The sequence below is a fragment of the Sediminispirochaeta bajacaliforniensis DSM 16054 genome, assembly GCF_000378205.1.
In the GTDB taxonomy this organism is placed as follows: Bacteria; Spirochaetota; Spirochaetia; order DSM-16054; family Sediminispirochaetaceae; genus Sediminispirochaeta; species Sediminispirochaeta bajacaliforniensis.
Genome location: NZ_KB899421.1, coordinates 96,820 through 116,919, shown reverse-complemented (window position 1 = coordinate 116,919; position 20,100 = coordinate 96,820). Strand labels below are relative to the sequence as shown.

General features: G+C 47.2%; 15 protein-coding genes, 2 tRNA genes and 1 other RNA gene. All 18 read left to right on the top strand.

What is annotated here, in order from left to right; translation table 11 throughout:
- Positions 1 to 429: 429 nt before the first annotated feature.
- The 18 genes from F459_RS0115680 (at position 430) to rodA (ending at position 20,094) form a co-directional block, all read left to right on the top strand.
- The gene (locus F459_RS0115680; RefSeq protein WP_020613664.1) at positions 430 to 993 is read left to right on the top strand and encodes a hypothetical protein; all 564 of its coding nucleotides are present in this window, start codon (positions 430 to 432) and stop codon (positions 991 to 993) included.
- 392 nt (positions 994 to 1,385) lie between these two features.
- Positions 1,386 to 1,459, top strand: a tRNA-Thr gene (locus F459_RS0115675).
- 50 nt (positions 1,460 to 1,509) lie between these two features.
- A tRNA-Tyr gene (locus tag F459_RS0115670) sits at positions 1,510 to 1,591 on the top strand.
- Positions 1,592 to 1,692: 101 nt separating this feature from the next.
- A complete protein-coding gene (locus F459_RS0115665) occupies positions 1,693 to 2,187 on the top strand; it encodes a YkgJ family cysteine cluster protein (RefSeq protein WP_020613663.1) in 495 nt (164 codons plus the stop codon).
- Between the two features lie 2 nt (positions 2,188 to 2,189).
- Positions 2,190 to 3,131: an MBL fold metallo-hydrolase gene (locus tag F459_RS0115660; RefSeq protein ID WP_020613662.1), complete on the top strand. Its 942-nt coding sequence runs from the start codon at positions 2,190 to 2,192 to the stop codon at positions 3,129 to 3,131.
- On the top strand, positions 3,128 to 3,325 hold the full coding sequence (locus tag F459_RS0115655; protein ID WP_020613661.1) for a hypothetical protein: 198 nt from the start codon (positions 3,128 to 3,130) through the stop codon (positions 3,323 to 3,325). The genes F459_RS0115660 and F459_RS0115655 overlap by 4 nt, the downstream gene beginning before the upstream one ends.
- Before the next feature lie 27 nt (positions 3,326 to 3,352).
- Positions 3,353 to 7,609, top strand: a complete 4,257-nt coding sequence (locus F459_RS0115650; RefSeq protein WP_154651707.1) for a FlgD immunoglobulin-like domain containing protein — start codon at positions 3,353 to 3,355, stop codon at positions 7,607 to 7,609.
- A gap of 2 nt (positions 7,610 to 7,611) precedes the next feature.
- Positions 7,612 to 8,664: an endolytic transglycosylase MltG gene (gene mltG / locus F459_RS0115645; RefSeq protein ID WP_020613659.1), complete on the top strand. Its 1,053-nt coding sequence runs from the start codon at positions 7,612 to 7,614 to the stop codon at positions 8,662 to 8,664.
- A gap of 3 nt (positions 8,665 to 8,667) precedes the next feature.
- Positions 8,668 to 10,449, top strand: a complete 1,782-nt coding sequence (dnaG, locus tag F459_RS0115640) for a DNA primase (RefSeq protein WP_020613658.1) — start codon at positions 8,668 to 8,670, stop codon at positions 10,447 to 10,449.
- The gene (gene rpoD, locus F459_RS0115635) at positions 10,446 to 12,287 is read left to right on the top strand and encodes an RNA polymerase sigma factor RpoD (protein WP_020613657.1); all 1,842 of its coding nucleotides are present in this window, start codon (positions 10,446 to 10,448) and stop codon (positions 12,285 to 12,287) included. Before dnaG ends, rpoD begins: the two co-directional genes overlap by 4 nt.
- Positions 12,288 to 12,299: 12 nt before the next feature.
- A complete protein-coding gene (locus F459_RS0115630) occupies positions 12,300 to 13,097 on the top strand; it encodes a zinc ribbon domain-containing protein (protein ID WP_020613656.1) in 798 nt (265 codons plus the stop codon).
- Positions 13,098 to 13,124: 27 nt separating this feature from the next.
- Positions 13,125 to 13,478: RNase P RNA component class A (gene rnpB, locus F459_RS23285), an RNA gene on the top strand.
- 1 nt (position 13,479) lies between these two features.
- Positions 13,480 to 14,469, top strand: coding sequence for a tetratricopeptide repeat protein (locus F459_RS0115620; protein ID WP_033301893.1), 990 nt, complete (start codon positions 13,480 to 13,482; stop codon positions 14,467 to 14,469).
- A 23-nt stretch (positions 14,470 to 14,492) separates the two neighbouring features.
- Positions 14,493 to 15,536 (top strand): rod shape-determining protein, encoded by a 1,044-nt coding sequence (locus F459_RS0115615; protein ID WP_013254661.1) that lies wholly within the window; start codon positions 14,493 to 14,495, stop codon positions 15,534 to 15,536.
- 20 nt (positions 15,537 to 15,556) lie between these two features.
- Positions 15,557 to 16,408, top strand: a complete 852-nt coding sequence (gene mreC, locus F459_RS0115610; RefSeq protein WP_020613654.1) for a rod shape-determining protein MreC — start codon at positions 15,557 to 15,559, stop codon at positions 16,406 to 16,408.
- On the top strand, positions 16,405 to 16,911 hold the full coding sequence (gene mreD / locus F459_RS0115605) for a rod shape-determining protein MreD (RefSeq protein ID WP_020613653.1): 507 nt from the start codon (positions 16,405 to 16,407) through the stop codon (positions 16,909 to 16,911). Before mreC ends, mreD begins: the two co-directional genes overlap by 4 nt.
- The gene (gene mrdA, locus F459_RS0115600) at positions 16,911 to 18,779 is read left to right on the top strand and encodes a penicillin-binding protein 2 (RefSeq protein WP_020613652.1); all 1,869 of its coding nucleotides are present in this window, start codon (positions 16,911 to 16,913) and stop codon (positions 18,777 to 18,779) included. Before mreD ends, mrdA begins: the two co-directional genes overlap by 1 nt.
- A 1-nt stretch (position 18,780) precedes the next feature.
- Positions 18,781 to 20,094, top strand: coding sequence for a rod shape-determining protein RodA (gene rodA, locus F459_RS0115595; protein WP_020613651.1), 1,314 nt, complete (start codon positions 18,781 to 18,783; stop codon positions 20,092 to 20,094).
- Positions 20,095 to 20,100: the final 6 nt, after the last annotated feature.

The window sequence follows — 20,100 nt, the reverse complement described above, 5'->3', positions numbered from 1 at the left end:
AATTGCTCGGCTTCAGCTTCCAGCATGGCATTCAATGTTTCCTCTACCGTTTCTCTAACAAAATTCCCTAAATGGTTTTTGACTTCTTCCTCATTTATCTCGATAATCTTACTGTTCATATAGTCCTCTTTCTGACTTGGTTTTGGTCGTACTTAATCAATCGTCAGATTGAGGACTTTCTTTTTATCAAAATTAGAATTTGCGCAAGATATTGTACGTCATCGCCCTTAAAGCCGGGGGCTCTGTCCTGGCCGCCTCTATTATCGTAAATGTGCTGCAGGCCTTATTCTGAGAATCTGGTATATCCTGATAGCATTTAACTTCATTTCCGTGGTATTCTCTCTAATAAAGAAATATTATCTACATGAATTTCGTGTTACTAAAAGAAGTTAGGTGCAATACCCAAATGCAAAACGATGAGGTAAAAACATGTTTGGAAACAACAGCTTTAAGAAATATTTCGTCTTTCTCTTTTTTATGATTTCACTCCAGTCTATTTCATGTCAAGAATCAGTTGAGTTCAATCGCCTCTCTTTAATTATTCCGGATCACTGGCAGTACTCAAGTAATCCCAATGCACCCGAAGGCGTAGACCAATTACAATTATTTAGCAATGACACTAAACGTACTCTGTTGATAACTCTTACCGATTTTCGAAATGACATCGAGCCAGCGCAGCTATATAGAATGGTTGCACTAAACGATCTTCAGAAAGCATCGAGTATTCCGGAATTTCAAGATTGCAAAGTGAGCGGAGGTAGTATAAACAATCCTATTTGGGGTCGAAACGGCATCGCATCGATGCACGAATATCAAAATAATTCAGCAGAAGTCGTACTGAAGGTCTACACATATCTTGAAATAATCGAAGAAACAAATGATATCCTTTTCATTTCTGCTTTCATCATCGGAGATGAGAAACCTGATTATGTTGACATAATCGAAAGTATGCAAATCTTAGGACTGGAACATTTGGGGACAGCATCTAACTAAAGCTTATATGCTACGGTCAAAGGACTGGCCTTTGTCTCGCTAATCTCCAGTGGCGTAGCTTCTCTGCGAAATCAGCGGCAGCAGACGGCCCTTAAAGCCGGGGGCTCTGCACTGGTCCTCTCTATTATAATGAATGTGCTGCAGGCTCTGTTTTGAATTACCTTTAGCTCCCTTGACCATTTCCTCAGTTTTCGCTATATTCCGCTTCAATGGTTTCGCTGCTAAATGGCGGCGATTTTATGTGTAGGAAATCGACGTAAAGATTAACTACCGTTAAGATTTTGTGTATCTTATTGTGGGTGGAATGCTCCCAAACAAGCCGAAATTGCCGTAAAAACCTTGGTTTTAGATGGTAATATTAGGTATAAATGGAGTATTTTGATATATTTGATGCCACCTTAGCTCAGCTGGCCAGAGCACGTGACTTGTAATCTCGGGGTCGTCAGTTCGAATCTGACAGGTGGCTTGACAAAAGATCTAACCTTGTGTTAGATTCTGCTGCGTTATAGTAGCAATGGGGAGGTTCCCGAGCGGTCAAAGGGGGCAGACTGTAAATCTGTTGGCTACGCCTTCGAAGGTTCGAATCCTTCTCTCCCCAAAGGCCTTCCGTTTTTCGGAAGGCCTTTTTTTTCGGATGTACAAAGTCGAGTTATAAATGCTTGTTTTTCGTATCAATCCGGCGTAATTTTATAGGGAAGTATGAATACCACCTTTTACGAAAAGGGATTACGATTTACCTGCACTCGTTGTTCTCGTTGTTGCAGGCATGAACCCGGCTTTGTTTTTCTGTCATACGAAGATCTTGATCGCTTGATTCTGCATTTCCGTATGCCGGTTTCATTGTTTCTTGATCGGTTTTGCAGAACTGTTGATCTCGGACTTGTCAAGCGACTTAGTTTACAGGAAAAAGATAATTACGACTGTATCCTCTGGGGAGAGGACGGCTGTATCGCCTACGAGGCAAGACCCTTGCAATGCCGCAGTTATCCCTTTTGGGCTCCCCATCTTGAGTCAATCGATACGTGGAGAGCTTTGACTGCCGACTGCCCTGGGATTGACAGGGGAGAACTTCACTCACGAGAAATAATCGAACAATGGCTTTTCCAGCGGCGGAAGGAACGTTTTATCGATATGGATAAAGACGATCTTTCCTGGCTCCGTGGGGTCGGCAGTGATGACGAAGAGGGACGCTGATTATGAAAATTCGCTTCTGGGGGGTCCGAGGTTCGCTTCCGCGGCCGCTGACGTCCGAACAAGTACGAACCAAAATTGCTGCGGTGCTCCAAAGGGCGCGGCCGGAAGATCTTAACTCTCAGCTAAGTAGAGAACGCTTTCTTGGAAGGCTTCCTGCATCGCTTTTTGGAACCGTTGGCGGGAACACGACCTGCGTTGAAGTCAGAACATCTGGGAATGATGTCATACTCTTCGATGCAGGCTCCGGTATGCAACAATTTTCTTCCATGCTGCTGAAAGAACAGGAGCATATCGATACATTTCATATCTTTTTTTCTCATTTTCACTGGGATCACCTTCAAGGGCTTCCTTTTTTTTCCAAGCTCTATGACAGGCGTGCTGTTCTCCATTTTTACAGCCCTCGGGAGGACCTTCGCGAGATTATTGAAGGACAGATGCGTGATCCCTATTTTCCCATAGGCTTGGATGCGGCTGCAGCAGAGCTCCATTTCCATACAATCGATAATACCCCCTTGCGTATCGGTGATGCGTCTGTACGCTGGAAAAAGATGCGTCATCCCGGTGAATCAGTCAGTTATCGCGTCGAAGAGAGGGGGAAAAAAGCAATTTTCTCGACCGATACCGAGCTCTCCGAGGCCGATTTTCAGAAAAACGATGCAAATCGTGCCTATTTTGAAGGTGCCGATCTTGTGATCATGGATAGCCAATACACTTTGGGTGAGGCTATCGAAAAATATAATTGGGGACACTCTTCTTATAGCCTTGCCGTCGACTTCGCTTCGGCTTGGAAGATCCGACACTTGGTGTTATTTCATCACGAACCTGAATATGACGACCGAAAGCTCTATGCCATGCAGCAGTCGGCGGATTGGTATCGCTCTCATCTGAAGAACAAAAAGATCAAAATTGATCTTGCAACGGAAGATTTGGTGGTTGAGCTATGATTGCCTTGCATGGAAATGAGCTTATTGGGGTCTATTTGCTTCTGAAACATCACGAACCGGAGGGAGACGAGCCTCTGGCGGATTTGATGCAGCGGATCGAGACATACCTGTATCAGCGCTTATCGATCGAAGAAATGGAGCAGATAGAGTATCTTTATGAGAAAAATATTGATGTTCTTTCGTCAAAGGGGTAATTTTTCCGTATGAAAAGGATAGGTATCGTGAAAAAAAAGATAATATTACTCTTCTTATTTGTCGCAGTTTCCGTCAGTCTCTGGGCAGAGAGCCCGGACAAAAGTGAAGAATTGTATTCACCAGAATATGCGGCCTTGGGGAGTTTTGTAACCTCGTATACTTCTCCTCAAGCCGATGCGGTCAATCCCGCGGCTTCGGCGTTGACACAACGAGTAACCCTTGACCTTAGTTACCTTGCAATTGCCGGCTCCGACGATGGAGTTTCCGGCCTTCAGGGAAATGCTGTCAATCTCGGGGCCACCCTGCCGACGAAGTTGGGTGTCTTCTCATTTTCATCACACTTCCTTGATAGTGATTTTCCCGGCTATAAAGCCGACACCGATCTTACGTTGAAGGGCTCCTTCGCCAAGGAGTTGTATCCCGGGATTTCCACTGGAATCGGCCTCGGATTCGGCTTGAGCGGATCGGGAGGCTTTTCCACGGTTATGGATCTCGGATTGATCCAGGAACTTGGCAGCCGCGGTTTTATCAAAGACCTTCGCTGGGGAGGGGCACTGAAAAACATCGGATACACCAGTATCGACGATGATAGTTACCCCGATCCCTTTACTCCTCTCGTCGGAGCAAGGGCGCTGTTATATCAGGGCGACTCTTTCGGATTTGCACTTAATACGGAACTGGGCTTTCCCGGTTTTTCCAATACGAGGTTGGCCCTCGGCGGTGAATTCAACATTGGCCAGGTGCTTACCATACATGCAGGGACCCGGATGGATTTCAATCAGCTATCCGACGGTGATACCGCCCAGATGATCCCCTCTGTCGGCATTGTGTTCAATTTTACCACCGACTTTTCCGACAAAACTGATTTTCTTGGTTTGTCCGAACGAGGTTGGGATCAAAGTGAGGTTAGGCCCTCCTTTACCGTCGCTCCGGTTATAGAAGATGTCTGGGCCATCGGCGGCGGCGTCAATATCCCCCTTGGAGTGATCGATAAAAAACCTCCCGAGATTGATATCGATATCGACGGTATTGTCCAGGACGGAAGCAGTAATGAGGGTCAGGCGACAGACTCCAATCCGGATGAAGATAAAATCATTCCGAAGGATGGTGGTAAATCCCCGAAGGAAAGCGGTAATGTTGCTACGCCCCTTGTTAAGGGCAAGGTAAAAGCCAGCGGAAAATATCAGTCCGTTCCTCGGTCGGTTCAACAAGATGATGCTTCTAAGCAGTCTCCCAAAGAGAGTGAAAAACATCTTGATGCGATAGAAGATGTTGTTGCCTATCTAAGTCCCAATAACGATGGTGTAAAAGATGACATTTCGGTTCCTGTGAAGATCACGGATAGTCGTTATGTCATGCGCTATCAATTTGTAATTGAGGACGAAGCCGGTTCTGTGGTACGCATGATCGAAAACAAAGAAAAGCGTATTGAGAACCAGGGATTTCGTGGTTTTTTTGATCGGCTTCTTTCCGTAAAGTCTGGAATCAATATTCCGGACAGGATTCGCTGGGACGGAACCGACAAAAACGGGGCCGTTGTTTCCGACGGCCTTTACTCCTTTTATATACAGGCCTACGATGATAATGGAAACATGAGCAGAACCGATGCCTATCGAATCGTAGTCGATAATACCCCGCCTGAGATACATCTTGACCAGCCGAGCGGAGACAATCTCATCTTCAGTCCAAATGACGACGGCAACAAAGATACCATTATGTTTGAACAGACAGGCTCCTATGAAGAGGTGTGGAACGCAGAAATCCTGGACGCCTCCTCAACGGTAAGACGCCAGGTACACTGGCCATGGAGCAGCCCTGAAAGCTTTGTTTGGGACGGTACCGATGACGAGGGAATTCTCCTTCCCGACGGAGTCTACAGCTATCGGATATCCGCAACGGATCGTGCCGGTAACAGTAGTGAAGCCAGAATATCCAATATTATCATAAATACGGAGCCGACACCCATATCACTTTCGATTGAACGTTCCCATTTTTCTCCGAATGGCGATGGCGTCTATGACACCCTTCTCCTTACTCCGGAGATCCCCGTGGTACGGGGCATTGAGCATTGGAGTTTGACCGTAGCGGAGCAAAACGGGGCCGCCGTTCGCACGTACAAGGGGGTGGAGTCTGCTCCAGGAGTAATCGCCTTCGACGGAAAAGACGATACCGGCTTTATTCTCGAGGAAGGATCCTATAAAGCGGAACTTCAAGTGCTCTATAGAAATGGAAATTTTCCATCCGCCATCTCTCCCGTCTTTACTATTGATGTGGCACCCCCCAGTGCCATGGTCCGTACTTCCGATTCTGTCTTAAGTCCTGACGGCGACGGAAACAAGGATACGATTACCCTGTATCAGGAGACATCCCTTGAACAGCGGTGGGAAGGAGTTATATCTCGGGTGGATGGAGACGGAGACCAAACCGTTAGAAATTTCACCTGGATTGAAAGCGCTCCGGCCGAACTTGTCTGGGACGGGACGGATAACGATGGAAGGCTCGTTCCCGACGGTCTTTATCGCTATATTCTTTCGGCAACGGATCGTGCCGGTAATACCGGACATTCCCGCGAGCGCACATTCTCCATTGACACCAGCAAAACCGAGGTCATTTTCACTGCCGAAGCAGAAGCCTTTAGCCCGAATGGCGACGGGGTAAAGGAGCGTATGGGGCTTATCCCCAAACTACAACGTAGTGAAGGAATCGATCATTATGTAGTCACGATAAAGGATACGGATGATAAGGCTATCCGAACCATAGAGGGATCAGGTTCTCTTCCCGAAAGTTTATTCTGGGATGGACGTGATAATGATCGGCGTGTTGCTAAAGACGGCATGTACCGTGCCGAACTCCTGGTTGTTTATGACAGCGGCTACAGTCCTCAGACTACAACCCGATCTTTCGAGCTTGACACCATCTATCCTGCGGCAACGATCGGTACCGATTGGAAGCTTTTCAGTCCCGACGGCGATGGAAGAAAAGATACCGTAGTGATACGCCAGGAAGGAAACAAAGAAACGTTATGGAGCGGAGAAATCCTCAATGCTGCCGGCGAATCGATAAAGCGAGCCTTCTGGAAGGGTAATCTCAGCGATTTTAGCTGGGACGGCACGGGAGAAGCAGGAAATAAGGTTCCCGATGGTAGCTACCGCTATCGTCTATCCAGCACGGATAGGGCCGGTAACCATTTTGAGACGACGATCGATGGGCTCATTGCCGATACAACACCCACTTCCGTTTTCGTCACCGCCGATGCCGGGGCCTTGAGCCCTAATGGCGACGGAAAGTTCGAAGATATAGGCCTGACTACCATCGTAAACAATAAGAATGGAATATCAGGCTGGAGCGTAGAACTTGTTCGTGAGAACGGAACTGTTGAACGCCGCTTCTCGGGCGAAAGACAGATTCCGACAAAGATTGTCTGGGATGGAAAAAACGAAAGCGGAAACTATATCGAGGGAAGTTACCGGGCAAGATTTACCGTTAGCTATGAAAAGGGAAATCGGCCCATTGCCGAGAGTTCTCCCTTCCTTCTTGACAGAAGTGCTCCTGAGATTGCAGTCGATATAAATCCCGTTCCCTTTTCGCCGGATAACGATGGGGTGGATGACGAATTGACCATGCATCTCGATGTAAAGGATAGAAGCGAGATAGATTCCTGGACCCTGACCATCTATGATCCCGAGGGCAAGGTGTTCAAAGAGTACGGTGGAAGCGGCGACCCTGCAGATCAGATCATCTGGGACGGTAAGTCGGACGCTGGCGAGTTGGTGTATGCTGCAATGGATTATCCCTATCGTTTTTCGGCTACCGACGTGCTCGGAAACAGAAGCAGCACCGACGGCAGGATTCCCGTAGATGTTCTGGTTGTACGGGAGGGAAATTTATTGAAGATTAAAATCGCAAGTATCATCTTTCAGCCGAACAAGGCGGAATTTGTCGAAGATGATCAGGAAGTCGCGGAACGTAACCGATACGTTCTCGACCGCCTTGCGGAAATCTTACAGAAGTATCGCAGCTACCAGATTATGGTTGAAGGACATGCCGCTCTCATCAACTGGGCCGACCCGGTGAAGGCCGAGAGGGAGGAACAGACGGAACTCATGCCCCTTTCCCAGGCCCGTGCCGAAAAGGTTGTCGAGGCCCTTGTTGAGCGTGGCATCGATCGTAACAGGCTGGATGCCGTGGGAGTAGGCGGAACAAAGCCGCTTGTCCCGCATAGCGATATCGAGAATCGCTGGAAGAATAGGCGGGTCGAGTTTATTCTGGAGAAGAAGCGATAACGATGAGGCGTGCTGCGAAAATCATTCTTATCATCTTTGTCTGTCTTGCGGCCGCCGTCCTTGTGGTGGCGGCCGCTCTCTCGTGGTTGAACAGCGCTCCTGCATATAGCGAACATAGCGAAACCCCTTCCGATTCGGACCGATTGCTTGCCATTGAGGCAGGAGATACCCTTTCGTCGGTTGCCGGTCGCTTAAAGGAGATGGGAGCAATACGCAGCCGTTATTTCTTCCTTGCTTTGGCAAAATGGCAGGGAACCGAATCGAAGATCAAGCGCGGGCTCTATACTATAGCTCCGGGACTTACCGCTCTTGAGGTACACGACCTTTTGGTGGAGGGAAAACAGCGGCTTTTTAAGGTAACGATTCCCGAGGGGTTTGGAGCCAGGGAGATCGGCGATATTCTTGCAGAGGCTGGAGTTGTCGATAAAGAAGCCTTTCTTGATGCCGTCTCGCACTACAAGCCTGCCGAGGATGCATTTCCTGTCGAATGGGGGAATAAAGGAGCCGAAGGGTTTTTGTTTCCCGACACCTATCTTTTTCAGAAGGATTATCCCGCTAAGCAGGTTGTCGAGCATCTGGTTGATTCGTTTTTTGCCGAATTGGAACGGTTTGAGCCGGATTATAAAAGCCTTAAGCCCGAAGAACTCTATCAACGGGTTATTCTCGCATCGGTCGTGGAACGGGAATACCGTCGAGCCGAAGAGGCGCCTCTTATCGCTTCTGTTTTCTGGAATCGGCTTGCAACCAATATGCCGCTTCAAAGTTGTGCAACTGTCGTGTATGTATTGACCGAGGAGCAGGGTAGGCCTCATCCCGAACGAATCACCTTCAGGGATCTTGAGGTAGACTCTCCCTACAATACGTATCTTCATAAGGGGCTTCCGCCCGGACCTATTTGCAATCCAGGGTTGACGGCCTTGAAAGCCGCCTTTCAGCCGGAAAAGAGCGATTATCTCTTCTTTGTTTTAAAGAACCCACAGACCGGTGAGCACGTATTTTCCAAAAACTACGGTGATCATGACCGAGCCTATCAATTGTATATAAAGGGACGGTAAACATTGCGGATTCCTGAAACGATCCTCCAAGAAATCAACCGGAATCTCAGTATCGTTGATGTTGTCTCCGATTACCTAACCCTTGAGAAAAAGGGCTCGCGTTATTGGGGGCTTTGCCCCTTCCATGGTGAAAAGACCCCCTCGTTTTCCGTAACTGAAGATGAGAATCTTTTCTATTGTTTTGGTTGCCATAAAGGTGGTTCCATATTTACCTTTGTTATGGAGATGGAAGGAATCAGCTTTGTCGAGGCCGTACGGCGGCTTGCTGAGAAAGCGGGGGTTTCCCTGCCGGATACTGATCAGGGATTTGTTCCCGATAAAAAATCAGATGCTCTTGAGCAACTCTATGCAAGGCTGGTGAAGACCTTTCACTATTTTCTTATGGAATCAGAGAAAGGGCGGAACGCACGAACGTATCTCCAAGAGCGCGGCATTGAACGTCAAACGATTGAGGCCTTTGAGCTTGGATATATCCCTGCGGATAGACGCTGGCTTTATCGCTTTTTGTCGGCAAAAAACTATTCAAAGAATTTCCTTGCCGAGTCGGGACTTTTTTCTTCGAAATACCCCGATGTATCCCTCTTTAGCGATCGTCTCATGTTTCCGATATACAACCATAGAGGCAAGGCTGTTGCATTTGGAGGACGGAAACTGGGCTCAGGAGAACCCAAATACATTAATAGCCCTGAAACGGCATTGTATAAAAAGCGGGAGATTCTCTTCGGTCTTTCAAAGGTCCTGCCGGTAATACGGCAGAAAAAGCGCGCCTATGTTGTTGAGGGGTATTTTGATGTGCTTGCCATGTATCAATCCGGTGCAGGAGGTGCTGTTGCCCCCCTGGGAACAGCTTTTACCGCCGAACAGGGGAGGCTTCTGAAGCGTTATGTAAATGAGGTGGTATTGCTTTTTGACGGTGATTCGGCGGGGATAGCGGCGGCACGGAAAAGCATACCGGTCATTGAAACTGCGGGACTCGAAGGTTCGGTTGTCGAGTTGCCGGGAGGGCTTGATCCTGCCGATATGCTGAAAAAAGAGGGGCAGGACTCATTGATAAAATCAATGAAATATTCTATAAATAGCTTTGAGTATTTAGTGAAAAGTGCGCTTAAGGAAAAATCGGCCCGCCGACCCGGCGGGGAAAGGGAGGTCGTTGCTGCGGTAGCGCCGTATATTACTACAATTGATTCTACGGTCAAACGGGAAGGCTGTGTACGATATCTGTCTGATACTCTTCGAATTGATGCCTCTTCCATTCTTGCCGATTTGGAAAAGATCGGTAGCCGAAAGGAGATGGAGCGAGGAAATGATAAAAGAGAGGAGCATGTCGCTGCTGAGAGCGGCATCATAAAGATTGGCTCCGAGCTCTTTTTAATGCTGGCAGTTATTGTAAACAGGGCTTCCTTTGCTTACGTAAGAAGCACGATTGGAGTTGATGACCTGGAAGATTCCTTTGCACGGGAAATCTATATTGCGCTTGAAGAAGCGTACAGAAACGGCGAGGAAAGTTTGGAGTCGTTGATTCAGCGACTCGATCGGCAGGAGCTGAAGAACCTCGTCTACGAGAAGATTTCCGGCAATGAGTTTTCCGTCAATGGAGAATCCATCATCCATGACGGGGTCAGGGCCATACGGTTACAAAGGCTTGAGGAGCGAAGACGAAGGGTGGAAGCGGAAATCCGCGAATCGGAACGAAAAGGTATACCGATCGGAGAAATTCGGGAACTGGTTGGAGAAAAAATCTATCTTGATCAGGAACTGAAAAAAGGCAAGGGTGAGAAGGAATGACAGAATTGCAAGCTGACAAATCAGTAGCAAAGTTGTTGGAATATGCCAAAGAAAAAAAGCGAATTACATATGATGAAGTAAATGATTTTCTTCCGGATTCGATTGTGAATTCCGAAAAAATCGAAGAGGTCATTGCGTTGTTGGAGGAGCATAACATTAGCCTTGATGATGAGCAGGATAAAAATGATGATATGCCTGATGACGAGGGAGATCTTGATGATGATTTTGTCGATCTTGATGATGACGATGACGATGACAGTGACGGAGATATGGAGGAGAAGGGTGATACGTCCCTTGAAGATATCCCCTTGAAACGGTCACCTGATCGTACCAGACGGGTAGTCTATAACGATAAGGATGCTTCTGCTGTCGACGATCCCATTAGGCTTTATCTTCGGGAAATTGGGAAGGAGAGTCTGCTTACTGCCGAACAGGAGGTTGAACTTTCCAAACAAATGGAGCATGGGGAAGCGATCATCAAACGGGTCGTAAAAGAATCCGGTATGATTATTCCTCAGCTCTTTGACTTAATGGAAAAGACCTTTTCGAAGACCGATCCTCGGGAGCTTGATCTCTCGAAGAAAGAAATTTCGGAAATTCTCACCGAACGTCGACGTCTCAATCAGTTTTATCGGGATGGCTTCAAAAAAATTGGGCCTCAGCTGAGGAACTATATGGAATTGAAGCGAAAGGTTATTGCCACAGGAGGCGATGTCCTCACCGATCAAAGACTCGACAAAAAGCGGCACGAACTCTTTTCCCTTATTGAGGAGCTTGACATCCATCAGGAAGAAATTGTCGGTTTCTCCGAAAAGTTCAGTGATACGGCAAAAAGAATCCTGCACTATCAACGGGAGCAGGATCGGATAGAACGGCGTCTTGGTGTTACCTCTTCGAAAGAGCTAAGAAACATGGGACGTGGCCTTGCGATCCCTGAGCGACGCAGGAAGATTGAAGAGGAGCTTCAACTTTCCTCCGATCAGATCAAAGAAAAGATTCGCCAGATCCAGGTGAATGAGAAGCATCTTCAATCCATCGAACTAGAGTTCGAGGATGCCATCGATTCCATTCTTGAGCGATCTAAGGAAATCAGCCACGGCCAGGTTATGATGAAAAATGCCAAAGACCGCCTGATTCAGGCAAACCTGCGCCTTGTTGTAAGTATCGCAAAGAAATATACCAATCGTGGACTTCATTTCTTTGACCTTGTTCAGGAAGGAAATATCGGCCTGATAAAGGCCGTTGAGAAATTTGAATATAGTAAGGGTTTTAAGTTTTCTACCTATGCAACCTGGTGGATCAGGCAAGCAATTACCCGATCTATTTCCGACCAAGCACGGACTATTCGAGTCCCCGTTCACATGATTGAACAAATTAATAAGGTGGTTCGGGAATCGAGACAGCTTATGCAGATTCTGGGACGCGATCCTACCGACGAGGAGGTTGCCGAGCGTTTGGGCTGGACGGTCCTCCGGGTAAAGTCTGTCAAGAACGTTGCCCGAGAACCGATCTCTTTGGAAACCCCGATTGGGGAAGAAGAGGATTCCCTCCTCGGTGATTTTATCGAGGATAAGGATATAGAAAACCCGGCAAACCAAACCGCGTTCACCCTGCTTCAGGAACAGTTGCAGGAGGTGATGAAAACATTGCCCCCCAGAGAGCAGGAAGTTTTGAAAATGCGATTTGGACTTGACGACGGCTACTCTCTTACGCTGGAAGAGGTCGGCCTCTACTTCAACGTAACCAGAGAACGTATACGGCAGATTGAGGCAAAAGCACTGAGACGGCTGCGTCATCCGAAGCGAAGCCGACGTTTGAAAGATTATATTGATAACTAAGGAGTTTATCCGATGATGCAGGATGTTTTTTCGAAGCTCAAATCCCTTCAAGAGGTGCTCTCTAAGAAATTTGAGATCGAACAGGAAATTCGCGATATACCGAAGGTCCTTAATACCAAGACCGAGCTACTCAACAGGCTGAAAAAAAGTTATGTAGAAAAAAACGGTCAGGTTGAAGAAACAAAAGAACAGATACGACGCCTGAGGATTCGTCTCGACGATGCAGAACACCAGCGGGAAGGATACGAGAAACAGATGGATCAGATCTCTACTCAGCGTGAATACGAGGCTTTGGACAAAGAGATCAAGGATGCTACAGAAAAGGAACAGCATCTGAGAAAGGAAATCCTGAGGCAGGAAAAGGAGCTTGAAGAACTTTCCTATTCCTTAGAGCAGGAAGAGTCGATGATCCGTCAGCAGGAAGAGGAACTTCATGCCGAACAGGAGCGAATAGAGCTGGAGAGTGAAGATAAACGAATTCTGCTTCGTGAACTGGAGAAAGAGGAACAGGAAATTTCTCCAGGACTCGACGAGGAGATCCTTTTTAAGTTTGAACGAATCATCCGAAGCAAAGCCGGCCTTGGTATTGTGCCGGTAAAAGATTCGGTGTGTACCGGTTGCCATATGATGCTTCCCGCTCAATTCGAGAACGATGTACGTTCGGGCGAAAATATTCTTTTCTGCCCCTATTGTAGTAGAATTCTTTTTTATGAAGAAGAAGAGATCGCTACCGGTGATTTTGTAACCGAAGAGGATAGTGGTAGCCTTACTGATCTTGTTAATTTGGAGGATTTCGGGTTAGACGAGTAACTCGAAGATAAAAACAGCATTTATATGAAAGCAGGCCGGGCGGCCGCCGTTTCTTTATGGAAATGGAGGAAAGTCCGGGCTCCGCAGGACAGAGTGCCGGGTAACCCCCGGGGGCGATCTTTGCGTCGTCACAGATAGTGCAACAGAAAGTATACCGCCAATCCGATTTGGTTCGGATGGGTAAGGGTGAAACGGCGGGGTAAGAGCCCACCGCCTTTCCGGCAACGGGAAGGGCACTGAAAACCTCACTCGGAGCAAAGCCAAGCAGCGGTAGGGTTGTCCGCTCGATTCCGCGGGTAGGCTGCATGAGAGGATCGGTAACGGTCTTCCCAGATAGATGGCCGTCTATAACAGAACCCGGCTTACAGGCCTGCTTTTTTTTATGGAGCGAAACATGATCCTGCCCCAAAGCAGATATCAAACCGGATATCGGCCGGAAACAAGGCGACGGGGACCAATAATTATCATCACTATTGTCTCGGTTCTCCTTGTTAGCGCCGGTCTTATCTTTTTCCTGATCCCCAAAAAGCTTCCGCTTGATATTTCGGTTGATGAGACAACTCTTTCGCCTGGAGATAATAGTGAAGAGGGGGATGTTTTTCCCGAAGAGTTATGGAAGCAGGGTGACTATTCAGGGGTCCTATCCTGGTCTAATCGCGTTCTGGATCAAGACCCGCTCTCATTGGAGGCTTTGATCTATCATGGCTTTGCTTCCTTTTATTATGGAATCGGTCAATATACTCCGGAAGAGCAACTTCCGGTATTTGACGATGCCATTGCTGATTTACGAAGGGCCTTACTTTTTGATGATGTTCCCATGAAGGCCCAGATCCAATATGTTTTGGGAAAGACCTATTATCACAAAGGGCGCTATTATGCAGATCTCGCGCTTCGGAATTTATTGGCATCCGAGGAAGAAGGCTATGAGGGTGATGATACTCTGGAGTATGTCGGGTTAGCCTATGGCGAGCTTGGACAGTACCAAAAGAGTCTTGATTATTTTCTCAAGGCGGTGGAAAAAGAACCAAGTGATATACTTTACCTGACGATTGGACAAACTTATGATAAGATGGAGTTATATAAAGAAGCAGAAGCGTTTCTTCTGAAGGCAATAGGAGCTACCGAAGATGAGGGAATCGAACAAAAAAGTAGATTTTTGCTCGGTTCGTTATATATGGATCGCGGCGAATTGGAGAAAGCAAAAAGCCAATATGAGAAAATTCTTGAGACAAATAAGCGATCTGCCGATGCATATTATTATCTTGGCGAAGTATTTGAGAAACAGAACAATAGGGTAAAGGCTCGGGCTGAATGGCGAAGGGCCCTTGAAATTGACCCTTCACATTACGGAGCCCTGACAAAGCTTTACTAAAACAACATGGAGGACTACTTCAGATGGCCATGAAAAAACTAGCCGGAGCTTTTTCTACGGATATAGGAATTGATCTTGGAACATGTAACACCTTGGTATATGTACGTGGGAAGGGTATTGTGATCAGTGAGCCCTCCGTAGTTGCGGTTGAACGGGGGACAAAAAAGGTCGTTGCAGTGGGAGCAGAAGCAAAGAGAATGCTTTGGAAGACCCCCGGCGATATTATTGCAATTCGTCCATTGCGGGACGGTGTTATCGCCGATTTAGAAACAACCGAAAAGATGATACGTTATTTCATTTCGAAAATCCTGCCGCGTCGTTGGTTTGTAAAACCCCGTATGGTAATTGGTGTTCCCACCTGCATAACGGAGGTTGAACGACGGGCCGTGGAAGAAAGTGCCTATAAGGCTGGAGCACGTGAAGTGAAAGTCATCGAGGAGTCCCTTGCTGCAGCTATTGGTGCCGATATTCCTATTTTTGAACCTGCCGGCCATATGGTTTGTGACATCGGAGGGGGGACGACCGAAATCTCTGTAATCAGCCTCGGTGGTATGGTTGTTACCAATGCCATTCGTCTCGGTGGAGACGAGTTTGACGAGTCGATCATCAAGCATGTTAGAAATGTCCATAATCTGATTATCGGAGAACAGACTGCTGAGAATCTCAAGATATCGATTGGCAATGCCACCGCCGATAAGAAGATTGAAAAAATGGAGATTAAGGGAACCGATGCCATCACCGGCCTTCCCAGAAGACTAGAAATCGATAGCGTGGAAGTCAGAGAAGCGCTTCAGGAGCCGATCAATGCCGTTGTTGAAGAGATTAAACGTACACTGGGGCAGACCCCTCCGGAACTTGCGGCAGATATCGTCGAACGCGGCATTGTTATGACAGGAGGAGGTTCTCTTCTAAAGGGCTTCCCCAGACTGATTGCAAAGGAAACCGGGGTTCCCGTTATCCTTGCCGAGGAGCCTCTTCTTTGCGTAGCTCAAGGTGCAGGCATGTATTTTGAGCATACGCGTGATGCCTTCGGAAGCAAAACGATCTACAACACACTCAACAGTTGATGTGGTAAAAGGCTTTCATGATGAAAAAGCCAAAAGAGTTTATCTCATCGCATGCGGCAGGGTGTCTGCTGGCCGTTTCTATTTTTATCTGTCTCGTCGGAATGGGATTTGAAACGAAGAATCGCTTTACAAATCCGGTGGGTCTCGTTAGGGGCTCTGCAGCCGCGATCCAATATCTATTTGCCTCTGTAGGCAACTTTTTTTCCGGCACCGTCAACTCCATTGGTGAATTACGCGATTTGCGAAAAGATTACCGTGCCTTGCAAAATCAGGTTGAACACTATCAGATTATCCAACGGGACCTCGACTCTCTTCGAGCGGAAAATGACCGTCTACGGGATCAATTAAGCTTTTCGGGAGAACTATCCTATCGGCACGTACCGGCTAGGGTTATTGCAATGGATCCCGGAACCCTTTTTCATGGAATGACCGTCGATAAGGGCATGAGCAGTGGTGTCGCCGTTGATATGCCAGTGATTGCCTATCAGGATGGCCGCCAGGGGCTGGTCGGGAAGGTTATTTCGGCCACGTCAAGGACAGCGATGATCCTTCCCGTTTTCGATCACGAATGCTTTGTTGCTGCCCGTTTCTCAGCCGGACGTTATGAGGGTTTGGTCGGTGGTGATGGCAAAAAGGGTGGGGCACTTTTTATGCGTTATGTTAAGAAGCGCGCGAAAGAGGAAATTCGTTATGGCGATCTGGTGGTGACCAGCGGTTTGCGTTCTATCTATCCTGCCTCAATACCCATCGGAAGAGTAGTGGGCATAGAGGCTCCCGAATGGCAGCCCTCCTTGATTATTGAGATTGAGCCGGCTATTGATTTCTCACGACTTGAATATGTTTTTATTCTGAAGCAGGAGCCCAATCAGTGAGAACGGGAAAATCTTTTTTATATGCAATTATCCTTCTTGTAATCATCTTCATCGATACCACTTTCTTTAAAAATATAGGCTGGGCTGGTGTCCGTCCCGATTTCGTTCTTGTCCTGTTGGTCTTTATGGCCCATTCGACAGGCTCTTTCAAGGCCGTCCTTTTAGGATTTATCGCCGGGATTTTTCTCGATGCGCTTACCCTTGCTCCCTTTGGATATTTTGGATTGATATATTCTGTTACCGGCTATCTTTTTGGTAAGACTAAAGGAAAGGTATTTCTTGATCCATTGTTCTTTCCGTTATTATTACTATTTTTTGCATCGCTTTTGAAAATGGTGCTATCGGCACTCCTCGATGTCGTCTTTCTTGCGTCGAGTGAGGTGTCTTCTTTTTCTGCAGTATCCTGGCTTGAGCTTGCCATGAACATGATCCTGTCCCCCTTCGTTTTTGGGATTCTGAAAGTGACCGGCTTGATGAACGATAAGCAGCGGGAAGGGTTCTGATGACGGGTTTTTCCGGGCCCCAAGACTCAACAGTCCGCAAGTCGAGAGTTCTTGTACTGGGATTCATCGTCGGCCTACTCGTGTTAATCTATCTTCTGTATCTTTTCAACATGCAGGTAGTTCATACGATTTTTTATCAAGATCGCGCAAAGGCCGTTGCCATGCGTTCATTTACGGTACCGGCCCAACGTGGTGAGATTTTTGATCGTAATGTCGATTATCCGCTTGCGACAAACATAGACTCCTTTGCCGTATATATCATTCCTGCTCAGCTTCCGGCGGATAATCGAAATGCCGTGTTCGAACGGCTTGGAAGGGTACTGAACATGCCGGAATCTGCTATTGAAAAAAAGATTCCGGCTCGAGCATCTCAGTACTTTCAGCCTGTTGAGGTGAAAAGTGGAGTTGATCTCGCAACGGTCACCAGAATTGCCGAACGTGTTGAGGACTTTCCCGGTGTCACCTGGAACAGCAAATCGATTCGAAACTATAATGACATCGGCTCTCTTTCACACATCCTCGGTTATGTGGGCAACATCACCGTTGAGGAACTACAGGTCCTCTACAATCAGGGATACAATATCAATTCTGTCATCGGTAAAAGCGGGATAGAAAAAAGCTACGATACATTGCTTCGGGGAAAGGATGGGCGTTCCTTTTCTACGGTTGATGTCAGGGGACGTCAAATCGGCGGTATTGAAGATCGCTTTGAAGCCCCCGAAAATGGCAAAAACCTCGTACTTACCGTTGATAAGCGCATTCAGAAGCTGTGTGAAGAGGCCCTCGGCGACAGGATGGGATCGGCCATTGTTCTCAAGCCTGCCACCGGTGAAATTATTGCTATGGTTTCCTATCCTTGGTTCGATCCGAATCTTTTTTACACCGATACATCTGACGAGGCTTTTCGAACATTGAGCCTTGACCCTCATAACCCCTTTCTCAATCGGGCAATACAATCTGCAAACCCTCCGGGCTCAACCTTCAAGATTATTATGACTACCGCTGCACTGGAGGAGCATGCCATCGATCCTCAGAAAACGATAACCTGCGAAGGACGTTTTCGCCTTGGCGATCGCTATTTCAACTGTCACCTGCTCCATGGTCATGGGCCTCTTAATCTGAAAGAGGCCCTGGAGGAAAGTTGTGATGTCTATTTTTATACTTTAGGCTTACGACATTTGGGGATCGATATCATTTCCGAATATGCCAAGCTGTTCGGTTTTGGTACAGTTTCCGGAATTGATATTCCGGGAGAGATAGCTGGCCTCGTTCCCACTCCCCAGTGGAAACAGCAGCGTTTTAACAGTCCCTGGGTCGGCGGTGATACGGTCAACCTTTCGATTGGGCAGGGTTATCTTTTGGTAACGCCGATTCAGTTGGCAAATGCTGTGGCAATGACCGTCAATCAAGGCGTTATTTATCGTCCTCATTTTCTCAAAGAGGTAAGAGATCCCACCAGCGGCGAGACTGTTAGGATCGTTGAACCCGAAATTTACAAAACGGCACCGATCAGCGAAGAGACCTTCAAAACGGTTCAGGAAAATATGCGGGGGGTTATCACGGACGGGACGGCAGCCGTTGTAATCACTACGAAGGCTGTTGATGTAGCTGGTAAGACAGGAACAGCCGAGGTAGGCTACGACGACCGATGGCATGCTTGGTTTGCAGCAAACGGTCCCTACGGTGCTCCGCCTGAAGACCAGCTGGTAGTAGTGACCATGGTCGAAGCATCCAATGATTGGGAATGGTGGGCCGTCAGGGCGGCCAACATCATCTTCCAAGGAATCTTCGCACATCAGACCTATGATGAGGCTCTGAAGGCCCTTCACTGGGGATGGCTTCATAATGATCGCAGGAAGGAGAATTAGAGTGGCAAGATCGGGGAATATCTTTAATTTTGATCTGATACTCTTTATCTCTATGCTTGTTTTAATGGTTTTGGGGGTTCTCTTCATCTATTCCAGCGGCATAAATTCGAGTGGCGAACTTGTTTCCAATGAATATCTCTATCAGATTATATGGGCCGTTCTTGGTATTGTACTTTTTTTTGTACTGCTCATGGTCGACTATTCAATAATTCGTATATGGGCCGTCGTTATATACTTTTTTTCAATTTTTTTGCTGATTTCTACACTTGTTTTGGGAAAGTCGGTTAACGGAGCCCGCTCCTGGCTCGGTTTTTTTGGTTTCGGTATTCAGCCTTCTGAGTTTGCCAAGATATCGACGATTGTCTTGCTTGCCCGCTATTTCGAAAACAATAAGAAGGGCGTGAAAAGGCTCTCTGTTTTCCTTAAGGGAATGTTTTTGGCTGTCGTACCGATGGGGTTTATCCTTGTACAGCCTGATCTTGGTACTGCTTCGGTCTATGTGCCCATTTTCCTTGTCATTGCCTTTATCGCCGGAGTACAAAAGCGTTATATTTTTTTTCTCATTGCCTTTGGCTCGTTGACCATTCTGATTGGGGTCTTGCCGGTGTGGCAGCTCTATTTCATTCAACGCCAGATTGCCTTCGTCCAGGTACTTACGAATCCATTTCTTTTTCGCGTCCTCGGAGGAGCCTTACTCCTGGCTACTGTTTCCGCCTGGATCGGTTTTCTCATTACAAAGCAGCGCTATTTCTACTGGATCGGATATGGTTTGGTGATAATAACCTCGGCCCTGTTTGCGTCCCGGCTGGTTGGAAAGGTTCTGAAAGATTATCAGATCATGCGTCTAATCGTTTTTATTGATCCATCGGTTGATCCTCAAGGAAACGGATGGAACATTATACAATCGGTAACCGCAGTCGGGTCCGGAGGAGTATGGGGAAAGGGCTATTTGCAGGGAACTCAAAGCCATTACCGCTTTCTTCCTCAGCAGAGCACCGATTTTATTTTTTCGATTCTTGCCGAAGAACTGGGATTCTTCGGTTCTGTGATTGTTATAGCTCTCTTCGCCCTGATTATTTTTCGCGGGCTTACCATGATTTTTTCCAGCAAAGACACCTTTGGTTCATTGGTAATATCCGGAGTCGTCGGAATGTTCTTTTTCCACCTCGTGGTTAATATTGGCATGGCAATCGGTATTATGCCGATTACCGGTATACCGCTCTTCTTCCTTTCATACGGTGGCTCCTCTCTCTGGACGGCTTTAATTGGACTTTCTCTTATTCAAAATATTTATGTCAGACGATATCACTATTAGGGGCTG